17 protein-coding genes and 2 pseudogenes are annotated in these 20,275 nt (G+C 43.3%); 13 read left to right on the forward strand and 6 right to left on the reverse strand.

Features of this window, described 5'->3' with window-relative positions; all coding sequences use genetic code 11:
* Positions 1-548: 548 nt before the first annotated feature.
* Together lexA and LW728_RS05490 are read left to right on the forward strand one after the other, a co-directional pair.
* The gene (gene lexA, locus LW728_RS05485) at positions 549-1,163 is read left to right on the forward strand and encodes a transcriptional repressor LexA (protein WP_002758280.1); all 615 of its coding nucleotides are present in this window, start codon (positions 549-551) and stop codon (positions 1,161-1,163) included.
* A 163-nt stretch (positions 1,164-1,326) separates the two neighbouring features.
* Positions 1,327-1,593: a TIGR02450 family Trp-rich protein gene (locus LW728_RS05490; RefSeq protein WP_002800208.1), complete on the forward strand. Its 267-nt coding sequence runs from the start codon at positions 1,327-1,329 to the stop codon at positions 1,591-1,593.
* A 151-nt stretch (positions 1,594-1,744) separates the two neighbouring features.
* Here LW728_RS05490 and LW728_RS05495 read toward each other — a convergent pair whose 3' ends face one another.
* Both LW728_RS05495 and LW728_RS05500 read right to left on the reverse strand, forming a co-directional pair.
* Positions 1,745-3,082 (reverse strand): DUF4335 domain-containing protein, encoded by a 1,338-nt coding sequence (locus LW728_RS05495; protein ID WP_287765600.1) that lies wholly within the window; start codon positions 3,080-3,082, stop codon positions 1,745-1,747.
* 168 nt (positions 3,083-3,250) lie between these two features.
* The gene (locus LW728_RS05500; protein WP_039899825.1) at positions 3,251-3,790 is read right to left on the reverse strand and encodes a DUF3038 domain-containing protein; all 540 of its coding nucleotides are present in this window, start codon (positions 3,788-3,790) and stop codon (positions 3,251-3,253) included.
* A 136-nt stretch (positions 3,791-3,926) separates the two neighbouring features.
* On the opposite strand from LW728_RS05500, the gene LW728_RS05505 reads away from it, so the two are divergent.
* The 3 genes and pseudogenes from LW728_RS05505 to LW728_RS05515 form a co-directional block, all read left to right on the forward strand.
* Positions 3,927-5,498, forward strand: coding sequence for a Na+/H+ antiporter (locus tag LW728_RS05505; protein WP_002797016.1), 1,572 nt, complete (start codon positions 3,927-3,929; stop codon positions 5,496-5,498).
* A 125-nt stretch (positions 5,499-5,623) separates the two neighbouring features.
* Positions 5,624-5,715, forward strand: a pseudogene (locus LW728_RS05510) (transposase); the annotation flags it as partial.
* A gap of 133 nt (positions 5,716-5,848) precedes the next feature.
* Positions 5,849-5,986 (forward strand): annotated as a pseudogene (locus LW728_RS05515) (IS630 family transposase); the annotation flags it as partial.
* A 126-nt stretch (positions 5,987-6,112) separates the two neighbouring features.
* On the opposite strand, the gene LW728_RS05520 reads toward LW728_RS05515, so the two are convergent.
* From LW728_RS05520 to LW728_RS05530, 3 genes are all read right to left on the reverse strand, one after another.
* Positions 6,113-7,297 (reverse strand): hypothetical protein, encoded by a 1,185-nt coding sequence (locus LW728_RS05520; protein WP_287765602.1) that lies wholly within the window; start codon positions 7,295-7,297, stop codon positions 6,113-6,115.
* A gap of 174 nt (positions 7,298-7,471) precedes the next feature.
* Positions 7,472-9,238, reverse strand: a complete 1,767-nt coding sequence (locus LW728_RS05525; protein ID WP_287765605.1) for a hypothetical protein — start codon at positions 9,236-9,238, stop codon at positions 7,472-7,474.
* 977 nt (positions 9,239-10,215) lie between these two features.
* Complete coding sequence (locus LW728_RS05530; protein ID WP_287765608.1) at positions 10,216-10,731, reverse strand: single-stranded DNA-binding protein; 516 nt, start codon at positions 10,729-10,731, stop codon at positions 10,216-10,218.
* A gap of 85 nt (positions 10,732-10,816) precedes the next feature.
* On the opposite strand from LW728_RS05530, the gene LW728_RS05535 reads away from it, so the two are divergent.
* The 5 genes from LW728_RS05535 to LW728_RS05555 all read left to right on the forward strand — a co-directional run bounded on the left by LW728_RS05535 (position 10,817) and on the right by LW728_RS05555 (position 15,711).
* Positions 10,817-11,812 (forward strand): amino acid ABC transporter permease, encoded by a 996-nt coding sequence (locus LW728_RS05535; protein WP_287765610.1) that lies wholly within the window; start codon positions 10,817-10,819, stop codon positions 11,810-11,812.
* Between the two features lie 249 nt (positions 11,813-12,061).
* Positions 12,062-12,439, forward strand: a complete 378-nt coding sequence (locus LW728_RS05540) for a hypothetical protein (RefSeq protein ID WP_287664603.1) — start codon at positions 12,062-12,064, stop codon at positions 12,437-12,439.
* 284 nt (positions 12,440-12,723) lie between these two features.
* Entirely contained in the window at positions 12,724-13,584 is an 861-nt protein-coding gene (locus tag LW728_RS05545) for a shikimate dehydrogenase (protein ID WP_287765612.1), read from the forward strand.
* A gap of 29 nt (positions 13,585-13,613) precedes the next feature.
* Positions 13,614-14,657: an AI-2E family transporter gene (locus LW728_RS05550; protein WP_287765614.1), complete on the forward strand. Its 1,044-nt coding sequence runs from the start codon at positions 13,614-13,616 to the stop codon at positions 14,655-14,657.
* Between the two features lie 67 nt (positions 14,658-14,724).
* Positions 14,725-15,711, forward strand: a complete 987-nt coding sequence (locus LW728_RS05555; RefSeq protein WP_002800196.1) for a DMT family transporter — start codon at positions 14,725-14,727, stop codon at positions 15,709-15,711.
* On the opposite strand, the gene LW728_RS05560 is transcribed toward LW728_RS05555, so the two are convergent.
* On the reverse strand, positions 15,688-16,917 hold the full coding sequence (locus tag LW728_RS05560; protein WP_287664612.1) for a class I SAM-dependent methyltransferase: 1,230 nt from the start codon (positions 16,915-16,917) through the stop codon (positions 15,688-15,690). The two genes, LW728_RS05555 and LW728_RS05560, sit on opposite strands and share 24 nt — an antisense overlap.
* Before the next feature lie 138 nt (positions 16,918-17,055).
* On the opposite strand from LW728_RS05560, the gene LW728_RS05565 reads away from it, so the two are divergent.
* The 3 genes from LW728_RS05565 (at position 17,056) to LW728_RS05575 (ending at position 20,024) form a co-directional block, all read left to right on the forward strand.
* The gene (locus tag LW728_RS05565) at positions 17,056-17,925 is read left to right on the forward strand and encodes an MBL fold metallo-hydrolase (RefSeq protein WP_287664615.1); all 870 of its coding nucleotides are present in this window, start codon (positions 17,056-17,058) and stop codon (positions 17,923-17,925) included.
* A 126-nt stretch (positions 17,926-18,051) separates the two neighbouring features.
* A complete protein-coding gene (gene ubiE, locus LW728_RS05570) occupies positions 18,052-18,750 on the forward strand; it encodes a bifunctional demethylmenaquinone methyltransferase/2-methoxy-6-polyprenyl-1,4-benzoquinol methylase UbiE (protein ID WP_287765620.1) in 699 nt (232 codons plus the stop codon).
* Between the two features lie 35 nt (positions 18,751-18,785).
* Positions 18,786-20,024, forward strand: coding sequence for a DUF445 domain-containing protein (locus LW728_RS05575; protein ID WP_287765617.1), 1,239 nt, complete (start codon positions 18,786-18,788; stop codon positions 20,022-20,024).
* Positions 20,025-20,275 lie beyond the last annotated feature (251 nt).

The following is a 20,275-nucleotide window of genomic DNA, read 5'->3' on the forward strand; positions in this document are numbered from 1 at the left end:
TTTGCCAGCAACCGACCCTGGGGTTAATTAATATTGAGAATTGATAAATAAGTAGTTGGACAAAAGTAAAGTTAACTGTGGGTGGGGTAAGGAGTCGGTCGTCGGTCGTCAGGAAGAATTGCGGCAATTTACATTTCTTAAGATAGACAACAGAATTTATGTCCGACTACTTAAAAATTAATGATACTTTTTTAAAAAAAGTGCTAGGTCAGAAGATAAGCTATTGACTATCTAAATTACTCATTAAGACTGTCTATGAGAAGGGAGAAGGAATTATGAATTATTAATTAGGGTTTGCGGCAAAAAGTTTTTCGGTGGTGGCAGGGTGTGGGGTGTAGGGTGTAGGGTGTGGGGTGTCGGAAGAATAAATAGAAATAATCCCCTGTCTCCTGTCTCGGAGTCTCCTAACCAACCACGACAATTTTTGATTGTTGCCAGAGATCTAATAACCAGTTGATTTAGTCGGCCGATGAAGTTAAGATGTACTAGGTTAAACACAAATGAACTAAAGTACAAATTATCTTAACCCAAGGATAGGAAAATAGATCATGACTAACCTCGAATCCCTTACTCAAGCGCAACAGGAGTTGTACGACTGGCTAATTGAGTACATTCGCACTACTCAGCACGCCCCTTCCATCCGGCAAATGATGCGAGCGATGAATTTACGGTCTCCCGCACCGATTCAAAGCCGTTTAGAACGTTTACGCGCCAAAGGCTATATTGATTGGACAGAAGGAAAAGCACGCACCCTGCGGATTCTCAAACAACCAGTGCAAGGTTTACCGGTTCTAGGTGCGATCGCTGCAGGTGGTTTAGTGGAACCCTTCACCGATGTGGAAGAAAAACTCGATCTTTCTAACCTGTTGCAACGCAGTCAAGACTGTTATGCTCTGCGGGTTTCCGGAGACAGTATGATCGAGGACCATATTGCCGATGGGGATCTGGTGATTATGCGTTCTCTCACCGGCAATGAAGCGGTGTCCAATGGGGAAATCGTCGCCGCTAGAGTGGAAGGCCACGGCACTACTTTAAAACGTTTCTACCAAGAAGGAGAAATCATCACTCTCCAACCCTCCAATCAAAAATATCAACCAATTACAGCCAATACCGAACAAGTACAAGTACAAGGGGTTTTGGTTGGTGTTTGGCGCGGTTATTAGCCAAAACTGGGGCGCACTTAAGCGCCCCGATAATTTGACTTTTGTTCTGCTGGCTTTTTTTCAGTTTGTCATCGAGTCCTTCGCCCTGGGAAAAGAATCGGGTTGGCAGACTAGGATAATATAAGGGTTTTAGCCTATCCCGAACTCAGATGTCTTAACTTTTATGCCCAAAAAACAGAAGTATCCCCATCTCTTGGGGTCAAAATGGACGGCAAAACAAAAAACATGGGGCTGGCGACATTTTCAAGTGGTCAATCGTCAAAATCGCGGTCAATGGGTTTTTGCGGAATTAGTCGCTTCCTGCGATCCGACCGTCCGCTTCTGGATTAATGCTAAACAGTTGCAAGACGCGAATCTCTGGCAATCAGGTTGGCAAACCCTAACAGAAATGAACCAACCTGACAGCACCGACGAGATTATTGTTAATTAAGTAGGTAGGCGTTAAAAATTATCAGATGCCCCCCTTATTAAGGGGGATCCCCCCGCCTATCGGCACCCCCCTTATCAAGGGGGGCAGGGGGGATCGAACCTAAAATCAATTTTTAATTTAATTATAACCAGCTACTTAAATGCAGTACAGCCTATTGCTGTTCCATAAAAGTCCGCACCGTACCATCGGAACCAAGCACCAGACGCAATTGGGGATTACCGGGTACATCGAGGGGAGAAACAAAAGGTTGATTGAGCAGGGGCATATTAGTGCGATCGAGATAGATTTTCGCGGCCTGTCCCAGGGGAATAATCTGTTTTAGGGAACCATCCTGATTTAAGACCAAACGGTACTCTAGAGTATGTTTGAGACTTTCCGGCGGTTGCCAACGGGATTGAAAATATTCTCTGGTTTCTGCCACTTGGGGAATTGTATCTAGTAAGTTCGTCTCTGGGGCTTTAGCGGTGCTTGTGGGCGGTTTGGGGTCTAAATTGGCATTTTCGGGGTTAATAGGGCTTATAGGCGGTAAATTGGGCAATTTTGGCGGTGCTGGAGTCGGATTCATCGTGGTGGGGGGGACATTTCCCAGTGCGTTTGTACCCTGAACACCAGTGACGGGTGGAGCAGTAATCGGGATTTTCTGATTATTCGGTTCAATTACGATCGCCGTGTCGCCTGGACGCGAACCCGTGACTGGTGGCGGCGGTAAAGTGGGCGGCGGAATCACTAGGGGGACGCTAGAGGGGCGAACTGGGGCTGGAACGGTTGCCACGGGCGGCGGTGGCGGTAAAGGGGTTTTATTGCCCAAATTTGCCGGTAACTGCGGGTTTGGGGCGGCCGTTCCCGTGGGGGGTAAAGGCAGCGTTGGCAAGGGTTGGGGAATCTTGGCGTTATTGGGATCGGTGGTTAAATCATTGTTGACCGCTTGTTGCTGTTGATAAAATGCGATCGCTATTCCCCCGATAGTTATTAGGGCCGAAGCGATTAATCCCGTCCAGATCAGGGCATTTTTTCGAGTTTTCTGGCGAATTAATGGGGGTATTAGGGGGCTTTCATGGTTATATTCCCCTAAAGCATTGGCTAGATCGAATAATTGCGATGTGGTTAATTCGATCTCCTGTTTATCCCTATCGGTTAGCAGGGAACCTAAAAATAATTGATGCTGGAGAAGTCCCTGACAATGGAGAGAGGGTAAGGAGGGAAGATGACTTTCGGGGGAACCACTAGCCACGAAAGAGAGGGTAGAAACAGGACTAGAGAGTAAATTCTGCACATAATTAGCGACAATTTCCCCTAGTAGTTGTAATTGTGTGCGATCGCCTTTGATCGTCACCTGCTTTTCCTCACTCAATCTAGGATCATCAAAGCGCAATTGAAAGTGAGCATCGTTTAAGACATTTTTACCCAGCCAAACCGCTAGAGGCGAACTATTTCCCCAAATTTCTAGGGTACAGGTGGGGGGTGTATATTTGCGAATTAGATTACTCATTTTTAGTTATCGGTGGGAATTATAAATTATGAATTATAAATTATGAATTATGAACTGGGAAGCTTTTTTTCAGTGTTGCCAAAGGCACGGCGTAGCCGTCCAGTAAACAGTAAACAGTGAACTGAAAACTTACATCTGATAACTGATAACTGATAACTGATAGCCTTTTTACTTTTTACTTGCCAAAAGGGTGTGCCAAAGAAGGAGATGACTGCGGGGGCTGCTGTAGAACAATAAATCGATTAATAATTTCCAAGCTAGGGAAGCAAGGCTAGAATCACTGAGATTATTTTCCGATATTTCTGGGTATTTTAAGCGAAAATTATCGATATAATTGCCTAAAAGCGTGGTTTTGACTGGTTCTTGTCCTTGAGTTCCCACTTGTTCCAAGAGAATTACAGCGCGACGGATTAACTCTTGCTTTTTTTGGGCTAGATGACAGAGGAGGAGAACTAGAGAACGGATGTCCGCTAGGGAAAGTTTTGACTGGGGTTGCCAGTGGTGGGCAACTAGGCGATCGCTTGTATCTGCATCTAAGGCTAATTCTTGGGCTGCTTGGGTGATAGAATCGGAGTCTAAATTAGCTAGAGAGACTAAAGCTGCCAAAATCAGGTTTAAATAGCTATTAATATTCTCTAACTGCTCGTTACTGGGTGAGATAGCTAGGGGTAAATCCTCACCCGTGGAGGACTCGGCAGACTGAGGCATAGTCAAGGACATAGATAATAAGGAATTGCCAGCAGAAAAACTTGGGTTTAGGAAAAAAAATCACTGGTTCTAAAGTGTCATAATAATTTAGATTGTTCTTTTCTTGCACGTCCGCTCACCGATTGCCTCCCACCCAATGAGTTTAGAATCCGCTACCGATGAAGTCATTAAGCAAAATTTAGAACAATTTCTAATTGTTTTGTCCGTTTCCCTGAGTGTGGCCACGGTTTCGAGGATTTTTAGCTGGTTTCGCCAAATTCCTTACACCCTATTGTTAGTGATAGTCGGTTTAGGTTTAGCCTTTATCGATATCCGTCTGGTGAACCTATCCCCCGAACTGATTCTAGAAATTTTTCTGCCCCCTTTGCTATTTGAAGCCGCTTGGAATACGCGCTGGCGAGATCTGAAGGATAATTGGATTCCCGTCAGTCTTTTCGCTATTGTCGGCGTAATTATCTCGATTTTCGGGGTTGGTTTTACCCTAGATGAATTGACCAATTTACCCCTATTTACGGCATTATTAGTGGGTGCGAGCCTTTCTTCTACGGATCCCGTCGCTGTTGTCGCTCTTTTTCGCGAATTAGGGGCCAGTAAAAACCTCACCGTGCTTTTGGAAGGGGAAAGCTTATTTAATGATGGGGTTGCTGTCGTCGCTTTCGCTCTTTTGGTGGAAATTCCCCTCGGTGCTAGTGGTCTATCCTTAGAGACAACCATTAGCCGGATTGCGGCTTTTATCGGTATCGGGGTGGCAGTGGGTTGTTTAGTGGGTTTTGGTATTTCCTATCTGACTCAACGTCTGGATTTACCCCTAGTGGAACAGTCTTTAACTCTTGTGTCCGCCTACGGTGCTTATTTATTAACCGAGGAGTTCGGGGGTTCGGGGGTAATCGGAGTGGTGACTACGGGGATTATTTTAGGTAATTTTGGCTCTAGAATTAGTATGAGTCCCCGTACCCGCCTATTAGTCACGCAATTCTGGGAGTTTCTCGCTTTTTTTGTCAATTCGATCGTTTTTCTCCTCATCGGCGATCAGATCCGTCTCTCCAGTTTAGCCGATAATCTCAATTTAATTTTTATCACGATCGCCGCCGTGGTGGCGGCCCGTTTTCTGGCTACCTTTGCTTTGGCAACTGTTAGTAATGCCTTGATGGAAACTAAAATTAATTGGCGGGAAAAAACGGTTTTATGGTGGGGAGGTTTGCGCGGTTCCGTTTCTATTGCCCTAGCTTTAAGTGTGCCGGTTATTTTTCCCAATCGTCAGGATATCATCGATATCGTCTTCGGAGTTGTTCTCTTTACCCTTTTGGTTCAGGGATTAACTATTCAAACTTTCCTATCGAGATTAGACCTGATCGGTGATCAACCAATTCGAGAAAACTATGCGGAACTTTTAGCCCGACGGGTAGCTTTAAAAAGGGTTTTAGACTATCTTTCTAAGTTAGATAAATCTCCCGATGTTGCCCCCGAATTTTTTAGTTATGAGCAGCATCTCGTCAAAGAAAAGTTAAAGACCGTAGAAGCGGAAATACAATCTCTCAACGATAGTTATCCCCAATTACAACTATTAACAATGGAACAACTTCGGGAAACCCTCCTAGATATCGAAGCTGATACCTACGCTGAATTTATTCGATCCGGCCGTTTAACTAGCAATTTATCCCCCGTCCTTCAAGAAATTCTCGCTGAAAGTAAAATTACTGATCAGTAGGACTATTTTGGGGTATATAGCGTTTCCTAAGCTAGTGAGGTACACCTATTTTTCTTCTCTTTTGCCTCTTGCCTAAAACCCATAACTTTTGTACCTCAGCAGACTGAAAAACGCTCTATTTGTTAATAGAGTTACTCTATTTGCCGCATTATTCGCCTAATCTGAATTTAATTGAAAGGCTGGGAAATTGGTCGAAAATAAATGTTTATATAGCAAATAAACCGCATACACAGGGAAAACATTAGTTTTGCTTTTTCGGCTGTGATCCTTGCATAGCATTTTATAGCAATACTTTTAATGCTTAATGGCTTGCCCGTGAAATTCCAGTTCTCTAGCTGGTTGCCGTTTAATATGACACCTTTTCTGAGTTTTCTTCGGCTATTTATGTATGTCTGAATGATGTCCATCTGAAACATAAAAAAGAACTTTATTCCTTGCTCACTCTAGGATTTCAGAAGTTTAATGAATCTCAGATTATGACCGTCTAAAGTAGATTTAAAAGTATATTAAATCAGGAGTTAAGTCTATCTAAGTACCTAAGCAAAATTAATTACACATATCTAACCACCTCTTGCCTTTTGCCTTTTGCCTTTTGCCTTTCTTCACTAGGAAATTTATTTTGCATGACTACTTATGTTAACCTCATGACCCACCCCGAGTTTTAAGCGAACTGTGTTAATACTATCCTTCCAGTCATTTTCATCAATTTGAATTTTAGCACTTGGGGAAGTATAGGTTTGTACACATCCATAGAGTTGCCCCAAAATCCCTGCTGCTCGACGAGCACAGAACTCGTAAATTGGAGGTGTCAAGAATCCCTGATTTCTGAGTTCTTCATCTTCAGCAGCAACAATCATGAGGTTGCTCAGACTTTCCACCTGTAGAGATGTCAAAACTAAATTCTTGTGGTAGCAACTTAAGGTGCGCCGCTTACGCTTACCGTGAGCGGTTAGGGGGATGGGAAACCAGACCGCCCGCCCCCGTTTCTGGTGATAGATTAAGCTTCCCTGTTGGGAAGGATGGATGACAGGGAATTGAAAACTCGTGTCGTTCAGGTCTGGCAATTGTTCTGAACTTGGCTCCATCCATGTCGTGACCGCTTCCAACATTTGATGAATCTCACTGTTCTGAATGCTTTGCGCTGGATTGATGCCATCTCCCTGTACTGGGGTAAATACTGTAAAGGGATCAAATGAGCGTATGCCATTTTCAGGAAAATCAGCCAAACCTAGATTTACCTTCTGAATCGTATTGAGGCAGAGTTGTGCTACTTCATCTAGACTTAGAGTCTGTCCCTGATATTGTTGGTAAATGTTTTGGGCTTCTTGGTTGCAATTGTTATTAGATTGAATACTGAATATATTATCTTGTCTAATCCGGAAGGCAGTTTCGATCACTTGTTGAGCAGTGAATGAACCAGAGTATGCTGCATGAATGACCAGAGCCAATCCAAAAGGATAATAAAAAGCCTCTACAAGAATCCGACATTGTGGCGTACTAACGGAAGGTAAATTTTGCTTACTACGGAAGGGGACGAGTTGTTTCCAAGCTCTGTCTGGTTTGATGTTTTGTAAGAGGACTGGCGGTCTATTATTATCTTTCAAATAGTGTCCCCAAAAGTAGTGTCTGTTTTTACCTAGTAACCAGGGCAGTCCATTAGGAAAATTCTGCTTGTATAGATCAGATTTTCCGACAAACGCTAAGGGGGCAGAAGATTGCTCTATGGTAAAAATATCGGTAAAAGTTTCTGTCCAAATAAATGAAAGCCGCAGTCTTTTTATTGAAGGTATCGATATCACTTGCCGTTTCCCCCTCTGGTAAGTTAGAATATAATTATATCGTATGCAAGACGGAGAAAAGTCGATAGGTCGTTTACTTAACACCGTTCTGTCTGGAGACAACGGACGAATCTCGGTAGAGAGGGTATGGTAAGCTGACAGGCAGATCCACGGGATCTGCCAAGATTTTCACAACTAAACATCTTCAATCTGAACTATTGACGATGGTTCAGCTCCTTCATGCCGCTGTAGTTGAGTGCCAGGCTGAGGGAACTGGGTGGGGCGTTGAATCCAATCTAGATTTTGCCAACTCACTGTTAGAAAGTCACTATCTTGACCTTGTTTAAGGAGCTTGGCGAGTTCATCTGCACGTCCTTGTCGCCCTCGTTGTTGGTTGATGTTTCTCTGTAGGTGAGTAAAGTTAGTTTCTGGGGCACCCATTATCATATGAATAATGTTTCTTGTCACCCATTGACTAATGCGTGGTATCAATCCTGCTTCCACTGGAAGATCGGTAAGAGGTTGACGGGCGGGTCGATATTTTAGTGCGATGGGAGGAATAACCCAGTGAGTTCCTTCTAGTGACGAATTAGGTTGTGCTACGAGAAACCCATCTCGGTCTTGCCCAGCAACAGACACTGGCTCTAAAGAAGCATTCAGATTGCGTCGGTGAAGCTTTTCAAGAATCGTGATCGGATCGTCATCAGGATTTGGGGTAATCTGCTGCTTCGACCAATTTTGCCATAGTGACAAAATAGAGTATACAATTAGTCCTAAAATTATCGAATATATCCAAAGGAAAAAGATATCATTCGTTCCATATTCTTCTAGATAGTTATTTTTTAGAATTACATTACAAACAAATGCTATTGTTAGCGAGATGAAGACACCAAAAAACCAAAACTCAACCTGATCGGGATTGAGTGGAAACTCTGCCTCCTCATCATTAGCTCTAAACAAACGCCAGATCCAAAGTTGCCTGATAGTCATCAACACCAAGAATCCAGGAAGGATAAAGAGAGAAGGAACTTTCAAAAGCTCTAGAATAGCAGATTCGCCAAAAACCCCAACATTAACCTCCTTTTCTTCTATGACGTTCCCTGTTTGCTCTTTTTCGTCTTGTTTCCACTTAAGCTTAATGTCAAATAAAAGTGTGTGTTTTCCCGGTTTAACCTGTTGTCCTGCTTTAATATTAATGGGAATGCTATATTTAGTGTTTGGGGCCACATCTTGATTGATAACTGTTTCCCCATTTTGTAGTTGAATAGGTGCTTTGTTAGGTGGAGACTTTTTGTCAGTTGGAGATTGAGTCGGGTTGACATTTTGATTGGAACTTTTCTCAAGATTTAAATTTTTCTCGAATGAAATAAAACTTGGTTTAGATGACACAACTTTTTCTATAGTGATCGGAAAATAAGCCTTATTTTTAATGATTAAATAAGCCAAGGCAGAGCGATTCTCATTCAATGTCTCCAGAGTGGTTTTGATTTCTATATCAACAATTTCTTCGGCTTTTTTAGGTGTCTGGCTCTTCACTTCAAGGACTGCGTTAGCAACCTTGGAAATACCTGCTTTGTTTTGGTAATCAATTTGAAAATAAACCTTCCCAATAATTGGTTCTGAATTTTTCTGGGAAAGTTTAACAGTCCAGGTAAATTCTCCTCCTGGTGGGAGACTGTCCACAGTTTTTATATTTTCTTTTTTATCGCCATTTATATTTATAGAAAGGTTGTTGTCGTCGATACTACTCAACCACCAATCAGCCAGTTTAATTTCCTGAAGTCTATCTTTTGTTGAAGTGTTGCGAATAATAATAAGTACCTTTGCTTCCTCATTTGAAATCGGCAGCTCCACCGATGTGGGTAAAATTTCGAGTGAAATAAGAGATGATTGAGCATAAACAGAGCTATAGAACGAGATAGTCTGTATCAAGAGTAGCGATGTAATAAAAATGATTGCCATTTTTATTATCCAAAAGTGCTTGTTTTGTTTCTGTCTATTAAAAATCGATAATTTTTTTTTCTGAAGCATTTCTAAATTCTCCCAGAAAGAAGGGGTAGTTTAAGCGCATCTCAAAGGCTATTGATCAATACTTTATCGAAAAAATCGGGTCTAAAACCTCGCCTTTTAAGGCGAAAAGTTTTTGGAGCGGGGCATAATACTAAATCCTGTTTAAAAGGTATGGGAAAGTGGGGAGCAGGGAGAAACAATCCATAACTTGGGATTTAATCACACTATTAAAAACGGATTTGGTATGAAACCTTTGCTTGACAAGCGAATGCTAACTTTTTTTCTAATAAAAACTCAAATTTCGGGTTTCTGTTAGTTAGCACTTGCTTGAAGGCTTACCCCATAAGAGAGCCAGACTTGAGGGACTGTAAGATTTTTGCCAGAGTTCCAGAAGATCGATAAACCCCTGTTACAAAAACGGCCTCCTGCCCTCTGCCTCCTGCCTTAGTTAACAAAGGCTCGCAGCATCCCCGAAGTAGCGATCGCTCCTCAAGAATGAGAACCCCACTAACTCAAAATCCGCAAAATCTGCACAGTACAAGAGTTCCGGATTTGCAGGTCTTGGATGGCGGTCACCTTCTTTTTGGGGATGTACTTGCGGGACTTGATCGGGCGGTCTGATCCGCAATGTCTTCGGCAGTACCTTCTTCAGAACCGAAGCGGTCATCGACTATCCCCCTGAACAATTAGAACGAGAGATGGACTGTTGATTAGGGATGCTGTCACCAACAGCACTTGCTTGATTAGGCCAGAACCCATTGGGCGACTGGACTTGCTGCCCCAAGTCTTCTCGACCATGTTGGCCCTCCCCACAGTAGCGGCTGAACCAGTGCCATTTCAGGAATGACAAAGTTAAATTCACACTCTGGAAAGAGGGAAAACCAGAACAAAAAAGGGAAAAATATCTGTAATTAATTCTGTCGGGGTGATTAGAAAGGAATATCGTCTAAATTTTCCTCCACCGATGTGTCGCTAGGTTGCCAAGCGGAAGGATTAGAAAGTTCATAGGATGCGTCATATTCAAAATCCCCGGTGGAGACAGGTGCGACGGGTTTCTCCACCTCGGTTTTATTCGATTTGTGGGTATTGACTGGCACGACTTTTTCCGGAGTCGGGGCCGTCATTTCACCGCTACTCACGCTGCCGTCAAGATGATAGAGATGACTAATGACTAATTCGGCCCGTTTTTCCTTAAAACCTTCGGGACGATCGATCGTCTGCATGGAGAGACGACCTTCTAAAATTACCCGATCGCCTTCATTATAGTTCTGAGCGACTTCTGAGGCCAAATTTCCCCAAGCTACGGCCCTTAAATTAGTCGGGGTTGCCTCGGCACGATTGGGAGAAAACTCGACTAACATTTGAGCGTAGGGAGTTTGATTATCTTGGGTATAACGTAATTCGGGACGACGGACAATTTTAGCCATTAAAATGCAACTGTTCATGGTCGAAAATCAGTCTGAATTTTTCTAATAGCACCATTGTACTGAATAAGTACAATGATCACCACTGTAGAGGTTGGGGAATTTTATGGGACTCTGGTTAAGAAAAAATCTCTTTAACACTTGGTACAACGTCATCTTAACCCTTGCGGGTCTATTTCTCAGCCTCTGGGGTGGTTTAAGTTTTCTCGATTGGGCGATAAATCGGGCAAAATGGGCTGTAGTGACGGAAAATATCGGTTTATTTGTGGTCGGTCGTTATCCAGAACAGTCAATATGGCGAATTTGGCTGATTTTAACGATACTTGCGGCTTTATCACTGTTTTCTTGGCAATTAAACCGGGGTCGCTTCCCCAATTGCCCCGCTTTTCTCCAACGCTGGTGGGGATTGCTCTGGTTATTGACTTTACCTTTAATTGCTTGGTTACTATTGGGGGGATTATTTTTAAAGGCCATTCCCCTCGATGATCTCAGTGGTTTAATCTTAACTTTATTAGTAGCGATCGCCAGTATGATTTTATCTTTCCCCTTGGGGGTATTATTAGCCCTGGGGAGACAGAGTGAATTACCGGCAATTCGTTGGCTATCTATTGGTTATATCGAATTATTGCGCGGTTTACCTTTGTTGGGAATTTTATTCATGGCTCAGGTGATGTTACCTTTAATTTTACCCGCCGGGACGAGACCGGAACGGGTGATCAGAGCGATCGCAGGATTTACCCTTTTTGCAGCAGCCTATCTGGCCGAAAATGTCCGGGGTGGTTTACAAGCGATTCCCAAGGGTCAAATTGAAGCGGCCAAAGCCTTGGGTTTAAAACCGATTTTCGTTTTATTATTGATCATTCTACCCCAAGCTTTAAAAGCGGTCATTCCCGCTATTGTTGGTCAATTTATCAGTTTATTTAAGGATACTTCTCTACTGGCGATCGTGGGGCTGGTGGACCTCTTGGGTATGGCAGGATCGGTTTTAGCTAATCCGAAATTTATCGGCGATTATCCAGAGGTTTATCTATTTTTGGCGTTTATTTACTGGATTTTCTGTTATTCTATGTCCCTAGCCAGTCGTAGGTTAGAACAGCGTTGATTGGGGTGTGGGGGAATTATGAATTATGAATTAGGGGTGTGGGGGAATTATGAATTATGAATTATGAATTATGAATTGGGGAGTGGGGAGAACAAATAAAAATAATCTCCTGACGACCGGCTACTGACTCCTAACCCCACCAACAGACTTATTCAGCAAGCCCCACCTAGCTTTTTGTCATAAATATTGATATGATTTAACAATCAGCAGCAATTTATGGTAAATATATTTATTTAGGAGAGGGAGAAAATGGCTGGATTCTTTGGCCTGTTTGGCAATAAGACGAAATACGTCGATGAACCGATGGATATGAGCGCACCGGAACCGAAAGAGGCTTTTTACTTGGAACCCGATGACGCTAAAACTCTCGGTGATATCGACTTTATGCGGACACCGATCACGATCCGACGTACTTTCCCGAAAACTGCCTCGAATAAAAAGGGTGGCGAATCGATTAAACAGATTTCTTCTATGGAAGTCAGCAAAGTCACCGATAACGGTATTGTGGCAAAATCGGCCACTTCCGAGGCTAATAGTAAGGCTAACGGTGCTAATGATAACGTTCGTCGCGCTAACGATGACAGTATCAATCCTTTCCTGAAAATGGCCCGCGAAATCAAGAAATAGTATAGGGTTTGCTGAATAAATCTAAAAACCTTGTTGGGTAAAACTTTTAGACCTTTTGGCCATCAAAAAGTAATGGATCTGGGAGTGATCGGGGGAAAAATCCCTGGACTTTTTCCCTGAAAATTAGGTAATTGACCCCCTCAAAATCGGTAAAACCCTACACCCCACACCCCACACCCTACACCCTGCCCCCAGGAAAAACTTTTTCAGCAAACCCTAGTATAGTAAGGTGAGCATTGGCCACCCTTGAGATTAAACTTTGGTGGGGAAAGCCCACCTTTTTTATGACCATTATTAACGGAAAAACCAAGTTATTAGGCGTAATCGGCGATCCCATCGGCCATACTCTTTCTCCCCTCATGCACAATGCCGCTATCGATGCCTTGGGGCTAAATTATGTCTATCTTCCCCTACCGATCGCCCCGGAAAATTTAGCAACTGCGATCGCTGGTTTGTCCGCCATCGATCTACAGGGTTTTAGCGTCACGATTCCCCATAAATTAGCAATTATTCCCTTATTATCGCAAATTACCGAGAAAGCCAGGCTAGTGGGCGCAGTTAATACCGTCTGGCGCACGGAAACCGGTTGGCAGGGAACGAATACCGATGTGGATGGCTTTCTCGCACCCTTGAAATCCCTTGACAAAGATTGGAGTCGGGTGAATCCAGTTATTTTAGGCAATGGCGGCGCTGCCCGGGCGGTGGTGGTGGCTTGCGCCCAGTTGGGCTGTGGCGAAATTCATGTGGTAGGACGCAATCAAAAGAAATTAGATCCTTTTAAAGAAAGTTGGGCGAATACCAGCCTCTATGACCTCCTAGAAGTGCATAGTTGGGACGAATTAGAGGGGCTGGTATCCACCACAGAACTCCTGATTAATTCTACCCCGATCGGAATGTCCCCCCAGGGCGAACAATCCCCTGTTGAGTTAGAATTATTAGACCTTTTACCCCCATCGGCGATCGCCTACGATCTAATTTATAATCCCCGGCCGACGAAATTTCTCCGGTTAGCCCAGACTAGAGGGATAAGAATTATTGATGGGTTAGAAATGTTAGTTAATCAGGGAGCGATCGCACTAGAAATCTGGTTAGGTCAACCCGTCCCCGTCTCGGTCATGCGGGAAGCTTTGTTAAAACAATTCTAAATGCTAAAATCCTATTTCTGGCTTTATTTATGCCCCCTTCTAGCTCCTTTTGGAAAACTCTGAATAACTCGATTCTAGTACGCTATCTATTATTATTTGGCTGTGGCTGGAGTCTAATTATCTTAATTAACTATTTCTACGGGATGATCGCTATTTTTACCGGTTCGGCAGTCCTGGCCGCTCTATTAAATTATCCCGTGGTTTGGTTATCCCGTTATCTACCGAGAGGACTAGCCATTGCTATTACCACCCTAGTAGCTTTTATCCTCCTATTTAGATTAGTCACAGGCATAGGATTGGAAGCGGTTAATCAGGGGAGAGGACTACTATTCAATCTTACCGATGCCCTGAGTCAAAAAGATTTTTTACCCTTTCAAGACTTTCTCGATCGATTAGATTTGAATAAAATGGTGGGAAGCTTACAAACCGGTTTAGCTACGGGTTTATCGCTCGTACAGGGAGTTTTTTCCAGTGTATTTACTGGCGTTTTCGGGGCGGTGATCAGTGTTTATATGCTCATCGACGGTGATAAACTCTGGCGAAGTTTTTTGCAACTTCTCCCCATAGCATACCGGGAGCGTTTTGCCAAGTCTTTTCGACAAAGTTTTCTGGGATTTATTCGCGGGCAACTGTTGTTAATGCTCTTTTTATCGGTGACGAGTTTCTTAAGTTTTTCCCTATTAGGAATCAAATATGGGCTAATTTTAGCGAGCATTCTCGGTGTTATCGATGCTATCCCGGGTATCGGGGCAACCTTGGGCATTTTGTTGGTAACTATCTTGACTTTTACCTCCCAGGGACTAGCAATTGCCGTTAAAGCTTTTATTGTCTGTGTTGTCTTGGTGCAAATTCAAGATAATATTATTCGCCCTAAAGTTATGGGCAATGCCCTAGAATTAAACCCAGTAATTTTATTTTTATCCCTCTTTATCGGCGAAAGAGTTGCGGGATTATTAGGGGTTTTTCTCTCCATTCCTATTGCTGGAATGATTGCGATCTGGATCGGATCGAGTGAAGAAAAACCAATAACAGCTTTAGAGGAAAATCAGTTAGGAGAAAGTCAGGAGAATTAAGGGCTGATCCCCAGTCTCTACTATACAATTAGAGAAATTTGTTATCCACAACACTCGATCGCTACCTATGGAAAACCTAGATTTAAAGAAATCCTCGCCCCTCTTATTTATCTCACCGTTTTTTCTCTGGGGAACAGCGATGGTAGCGATGAAGGGTGTTATCCCCCACACCACCCCCTTATTTATGGCGGGAATTCGCCTTGTCCCCGCCGGAATGTTAGTTTTAATAGTAGCTTGGTTTTTAGGTCGTCCTCAGCCCAAAACCCTGCAAGCATGGTTATGGATTGCCCTTTTTGCTCTGATGGATGCCACTCTTTTTCAAGGTTTTCTGGCATTGGGATTAAATCGTACCGGGGCGGGGTTAGGATCGGTAATTATTGACTCCCAACCCCTAGCGGTGGCTTTAATGTCGAGTTGGCTATTTAAAGAAGTTATCGGTGTCTGGGGATGGTTAGGATTGGGTTTAGGCATTGGGGGAATTAGTTTAATTGGTTTGCCCGATCAATGGTTTTATGACTTTTTTGGACAAAAAGCGGTAAATATTGACTTTAGCTGGCAGGAATTACTAAATAGCGGCGAAATGCTCATGCTTTTGGCTTCCCTATCCATGGCGGTGGGAACAGTCTTAATCCGGTTTGTCTGTCGTCATGCGGATCCCGTCAGCGCCACAGGATGGCACATGATTTTAGGAGGATTGCCGCTATTTTTAGCTTCAGGTTTCACCGAATCCCATCAATGGCAGAATATAGATTTAAATGGTTGGTTAGCTTTAAGTTATGCCACTATTTTTGGTAGTGCGATCGCATACGGAATATTCTTTTATTTAGCCGCCAAAGGCAATTTAACCAGTTTAAGTTCTTTAACTTTTTTAACTCCGGTTTTTGCCCTCACTTTCGGGAATTTATTCCTCGGTGAGATGTTAAGTGTATTGCAATGGGTGGGGGTATCTTTAACCCTCGTTAGTATTTATTTAATCAATCAAAGGGAAAAAATATCCCCACAAGTGCGGGCAATTTTTGCTAATCTTTCCTCACTTATACCCAAAAGCAACTAAATCAAATTCCCTGCGAATTACCTCGACTCTGGCAAAATTTGCCTCTTGTAATTTATGGTTAAGATTTTGAGAGGTAAAACCAGTTTTATGAGCCATATAGGGCATTCCGGGGACTTCTGTTCCCATACCGTAAAACATCCATAAAGCCCGCACGGGACCTCCGGGAGAAATATATAAAGGTTCATTTTCCATATCGCCTCTAGCGACAAATTCGGCGGCGGTTTGCATATCGGGAACTACGATCATTAAAAAGCCTTCGGGTTTAAGAATGCGTTTAAATTCCCCTAGGGCGATGGGAACTTCGTAATGATAAATATGTTCTAGATTATGACTAGAAAAAACCGCATCGACGCAGTTATCGGGAACGGCACTTAAATCGGTAATAGTTCCTAAAATATCTGGGTTAACAGCAGTATTGATATCGAGGCGAATTTCTTGCCAATTGCCATCGCGGAATAGTTGGGGTAAGGCTTCGGGATTATAGGGACCACAACCCACATTTAAAACCAGTTTTTTCGGGGATTTTAGGGCTGTTATCCCTGGGGAAGCATTCCAAGCTAATAAACAAATATTTTTCAAACCAAGCAAACCGTGATTAGCGATTTTATCATCTAAAATTATCTGAGCTTGGGGATGGGTTTTAGTAAAATCTCTTATTGCCTGTTGGAGAGCGGGATGCTGACATTTATTGATGATAATTAAAGCGGAATCGGACCAGAATTTTTTGGCAAAAAGTAGGGAGATGAAGAGCGATCGATAGTCTTCGGCGGCGTCGTAGTAATAAACTCCCAGCTTTTCTTCACTGTTTAATTCTGCCAGATCATCGAAAAAGTTTTCCGTTTCTTGATCGCTTAAAAATATCTGTTCTGATAGTTGAAAATCCTCCAAATCCTCAGATAATATAGTTAGCTTTTCTCCCGATGGATCGTATTTAAAAAAAGCTTCTACGCCATAACCGCAGCGATCGCTATTATCCCAGAAAGCGGCGACTAAACTACCGCGACGAAAACAACCCACTTGACAGTAAACCTCCTCTGGTTGCAGACAGGCAACGGCGAGATTGAGCAGGGGAAAGAGATTGCGATCAGGATAGGAGGCGGTTTTTTCGCTTAAAAGGGTTAATTGCTCGGAAATAGGCGACATTAAAGCCGATCCCCAATCCTGATACTGTTGGGGCAGTTTTTCTAAGAATTTCTGTAAATCCATACCTTAGCTCTTGCAAAAGTGACGATCCTCACCCCTTAATCATAGATCGTTATCTTCGGGATGAAGTCACTGCCTTAATTGTGGAAGAGTGCTAATCTGATCTATTAGCCCATCAGCACAAGTAGACCAACTTCTGATATGCCCTACAACTGCTTCCAGATCAAATTTTGGGGAGTACGGGGGAGTATTCCCTGTCCAGGTTCGGAAACCGTTCGTTATGGTGGTAATACTTCCTGTGTAGAGATGCAAGTCGGTAGAGAAAGATTAATTTTTGACGGTGGTACAGGGTTACGCATCCTAGGACAGTCTTTGATGGCAGAAAGTCCAGCGAAAGCCCATTTATTTTTCAGCCACTCCCATTGGGATCATATTCAAGGTTTTCCTTTTTTTACCCCTGCTTTTATCAGGGGCAATACTTTTAATATCTACGCGGTTCCCTCCCCCAACGGAGCAACCATCAAGCAAACATTACACGATCAGATGTTACATCCTAATTTTCCCGTGCCTTTGCAGATTATGCGGGCTGATTTAGAATTTTATGATCTAGAAATGGGCGAAACCCTCCACTACGGCGATGTCAGCGTCGAAACCCGTCCTTTAAATCATCCAGGAGAAGCGGTGGGTTATCGGGTAAATTGGCAGGGTTTATCGGCAGCATATATTACCGATACCGAACATTTTCCTGATCGCCTTGATGATAACGTTCTGGCTTTGGCCTGGCAAGCGGATGTGATGATTATTGATGCTGCCTACACCGATGAGGAATACAACGATCCTAAGTATTCTAAGGTGGGTTGGGGCCATTCCACTTGGCAGCAGGCAGTCAAAATCGCCCAGGCAGCCCAAGTTAAGCAGTTAGTTCTATTTCATCACGATCCCGCCCATAATGACGATTTTCTCGATCGCATTGGCGAACAGGTAAGAAAGATTCTGCCTCAAACTATTCTCGCCCGGGAAGGCCTGTTGATCGAACTGCGACCGGAAGGTTCTCGGATAGATGAAGCGTAACCTAAGTCACTGTTCCCCACTATGACTATAACTGCTGTAGATGCTCAACAGCTTATCCCCGTGGGCGCAGATAGGATAGAATGGTATAACTTCATCTGGGATTTTCTCTGGTGCTATATTATAAAAATGTCCAATCAATCCTCACCTAACTCCACAGAAATACAAGCAATTTTTGATCAGATCGCTCCCGAATATGACCGCCTCAATCAGGAATTAAGTTTAGGATTACACCATATCTGGAAATTAATGACAGTCAAATGGTGTCAACCAGAAAAAGGGGACTTTGCCCTCGATATCTGTTGTGGCAGCGGCGACCTGACTAACCTATTATCAAAACAAGTGGGCAAAACCGGCAAAGTGATCGGACTAGATTTTTCCCCACAACAATTAAAAATCGCCCGTCAACGTTTTAGCGCCACTAATATTAACTGGATGGAGGGGGATGCCCTCAATTTACCCTTTGCCGATTCTAGCTTTGATTGTGCCACTATCGGCTATGGATTACGCAATGTGGTGGATATTGCCCAATGTTTGGGGGAATTATACCGAGTCCTCAAACCGGGTGCTAAAGCGGCGATTCTTGACTTCCATCAACCCACCGAAACCATCGCCAAACTATTCCAAAACTGGTATCTCGATCATATCGTCGTTCCCGCCGCCGAGCGCTACGGCTTAACTGACCAGTACGCTTATATTAGTCCCAGTATCGATCGCTTTCCCCGGGGCCCAGAACAGGTAAAATTAGGCTATCGGTCGGGATTTTCCGGCGCTGTTCACTATCCACTCCTAGCAGGACTGATGGGAGTGTTAGTCTTGAAGAAATAACCTACTCACATTTCCGTTTATTTTTTGCTGCTAAATTGAATCTCCCTACTCTTTGGACATGGATCTTACCGCCGATCGCGGGGGCAATTATTGGCTATTTTACGAACGATGTAGCCATAAAAATGCTATTTCGTCCCTACAAGGCGATTTATATCGGTAAGCGTCCTCTTCCCTTCACTCCGGGGTTAATTCCTCGCAATCAAGATCGATTAGCTGTCCGGGTATCGGATACGATCATGGGTTCCCTGTTAACCCCCGAGGAATTACAAAAACTGGCTAAACGACTCCTCGACACCGAAAGGGTACAGGGGGCGATACTCTGGCTGTTACAATTAGCTTTAAAACAAATAAAAGGCGATCGGCAAGCAAAAACAGCCGAGATTTTGGCGGCGATTCTTCACGATTTATTCGGGGAATCTTTAGCGAAATTACTAAAAGTTTTAGCCCGACGGCAGGACTTTTTAGAAAAACAGATCAATCAAATTTTTGATCGCCTAGTCTTAGAATTTTCTCTCAGTGAACAACAGGCGCGACAATTCTCCGATTGGCTATTAGAAACCGTCCTACCTGCTGATGTTATCCGTCTAGCTTTGATCGACTTTTTAACCGATCGCAATATTCAAGTTATCGATGAAGGATTTCGAGAAAAAACCAGTGGAACCTATTGGGTAGTAGCCAATTTATTCGGTTTACGCAATGCCCTCGCTCGCTTACGCACTTTTTGCCTTGATGAAAAGGATTTAGCTAATACCAGAATCAAAGAATTATTACTATCTTTAGAGATGCGTAATCGTCTGAAAAACTGGTTACAAAGTATCTCTTTACAAAATTTACCTATCTCCACCGTCAGACAATTGCGTAAAACCACTAGGGATACGGTGCGAATTTATATTCAAGAAAGTGGCGAACAATTTCTGCAAGATTTTGGACAAACGATCGACTGGGATCAAATCGCTAATTTAATTATTAATCGTCTGCAATCCTCGGTGTCAATGACTACATCATTAGGGGTAATTAGTCAAGAGTTAGCGTTAATTTTAGAGCGTTATCTAGAGGAAGATTTAGAGAAATTAGTCGCCCAAATTATCCCGATTCTCAACATCGATCAGGTAATCCGCGATCGGGTAAATGCCACTTCCCCGGCCGATCTGGAAAATGCCATTCAAGGCATTGTTAAACAGGAATTACAGGGAATTGTTAATCTCGGTGGGATTCTCGGTCTTCTCGTCGGACTAATGCAAACAGTTATTTTAATCGCACAGAATAGAGGGTAATAATTAGGGTTTGCTGAAAAAGTTTGTTGGTGGGGGCAGGGTGTGGGGTGTGGGGTGTGAATTTTCCCCCTGAAAAAGCCTTAATCTAACAAGGTTTTTAGATTTATTCAGCAAGCCCTAATTAGGGTTTGCTGAATAAGTACGGGCGAAGCATTCGGGCAATAACCTATCGGTGAAACCGTAGATTTTTTATCCGAATGCTTCGCCCCTACAGGACGCGGGCCGATGAAGACGCAAGGTTTTGAAGCACG

This window comes from Microcystis sp. 49638_E5, assembly GCF_021300285.1.
GTDB classification, from domain to species: domain Bacteria; phylum Cyanobacteriota; class Cyanobacteriia; order Cyanobacteriales; family Microcystaceae; genus Microcystis; species Microcystis aeruginosa_C.

Excerpts from the sequence above, each read along its gene's own strand:
- lexA (WP_002758280.1), top strand. The coding sequence starts at position 549 with ATGACTAACCTCGAATCCCTTACTCAAGCGCAACAGGAGTTGTACGAC.
- LW728_RS05490 (WP_002800208.1), top strand. The coding sequence starts at position 1,327 with ATGCCCAAAAAACAGAAGTATCCCCATCTCTTGGGGTCAAAATGGACG.
- LW728_RS05495 (WP_287765600.1), bottom strand. The coding sequence starts at position 3,082 with ATGAGTAATCTAATTCGCAAATATACACCCCCCACCTGTACCCTAGAA.
- LW728_RS05500 (WP_039899825.1), bottom strand. The coding sequence starts at position 3,790 with ATGCCTCAGTCTGCCGAGTCCTCCACGGGTGAGGATTTACCCCTAGCT.
- LW728_RS05505 (WP_002797016.1), top strand. The coding sequence starts at position 3,927 with ATGAGTTTAGAATCCGCTACCGATGAAGTCATTAAGCAAAATTTAGAA.
- LW728_RS05525 (WP_287765605.1), bottom strand. The coding sequence starts at position 9,238 with ATGGCAATCATTTTTATTACATCGCTACTCTTGATACAGACTATCTCG.
- LW728_RS05530 (WP_287765608.1), bottom strand. The coding sequence starts at position 10,731 with ATGAACAGTTGCATTTTAATGGCTAAAATTGTCCGTCGTCCCGAATTA.
- LW728_RS05535 (WP_287765610.1), top strand. The coding sequence starts at position 10,817 with ATGGGACTCTGGTTAAGAAAAAATCTCTTTAACACTTGGTACAACGTC.
- LW728_RS05540 (WP_287664603.1), top strand. The coding sequence starts at position 12,062 with ATGGCTGGATTCTTTGGCCTGTTTGGCAATAAGACGAAATACGTCGAT.
- LW728_RS05545 (WP_287765612.1), top strand. The coding sequence starts at position 12,724 with ATGACCATTATTAACGGAAAAACCAAGTTATTAGGCGTAATCGGCGAT.
- LW728_RS05550 (WP_287765614.1), top strand. The coding sequence starts at position 13,614 with ATGCCCCCTTCTAGCTCCTTTTGGAAAACTCTGAATAACTCGATTCTA.
- LW728_RS05555 (WP_002800196.1), top strand. The coding sequence starts at position 14,725 with ATGGAAAACCTAGATTTAAAGAAATCCTCGCCCCTCTTATTTATCTCA.
- LW728_RS05560 (WP_287664612.1), bottom strand. The coding sequence starts at position 16,917 with ATGGATTTACAGAAATTCTTAGAAAAACTGCCCCAACAGTATCAGGAT.
- LW728_RS05565 (WP_287664615.1), top strand. The coding sequence starts at position 17,056 with ATGCCCTACAACTGCTTCCAGATCAAATTTTGGGGAGTACGGGGGAGT.
- ubiE (WP_287765620.1), top strand. The coding sequence starts at position 18,052 with ATGTCCAATCAATCCTCACCTAACTCCACAGAAATACAAGCAATTTTT.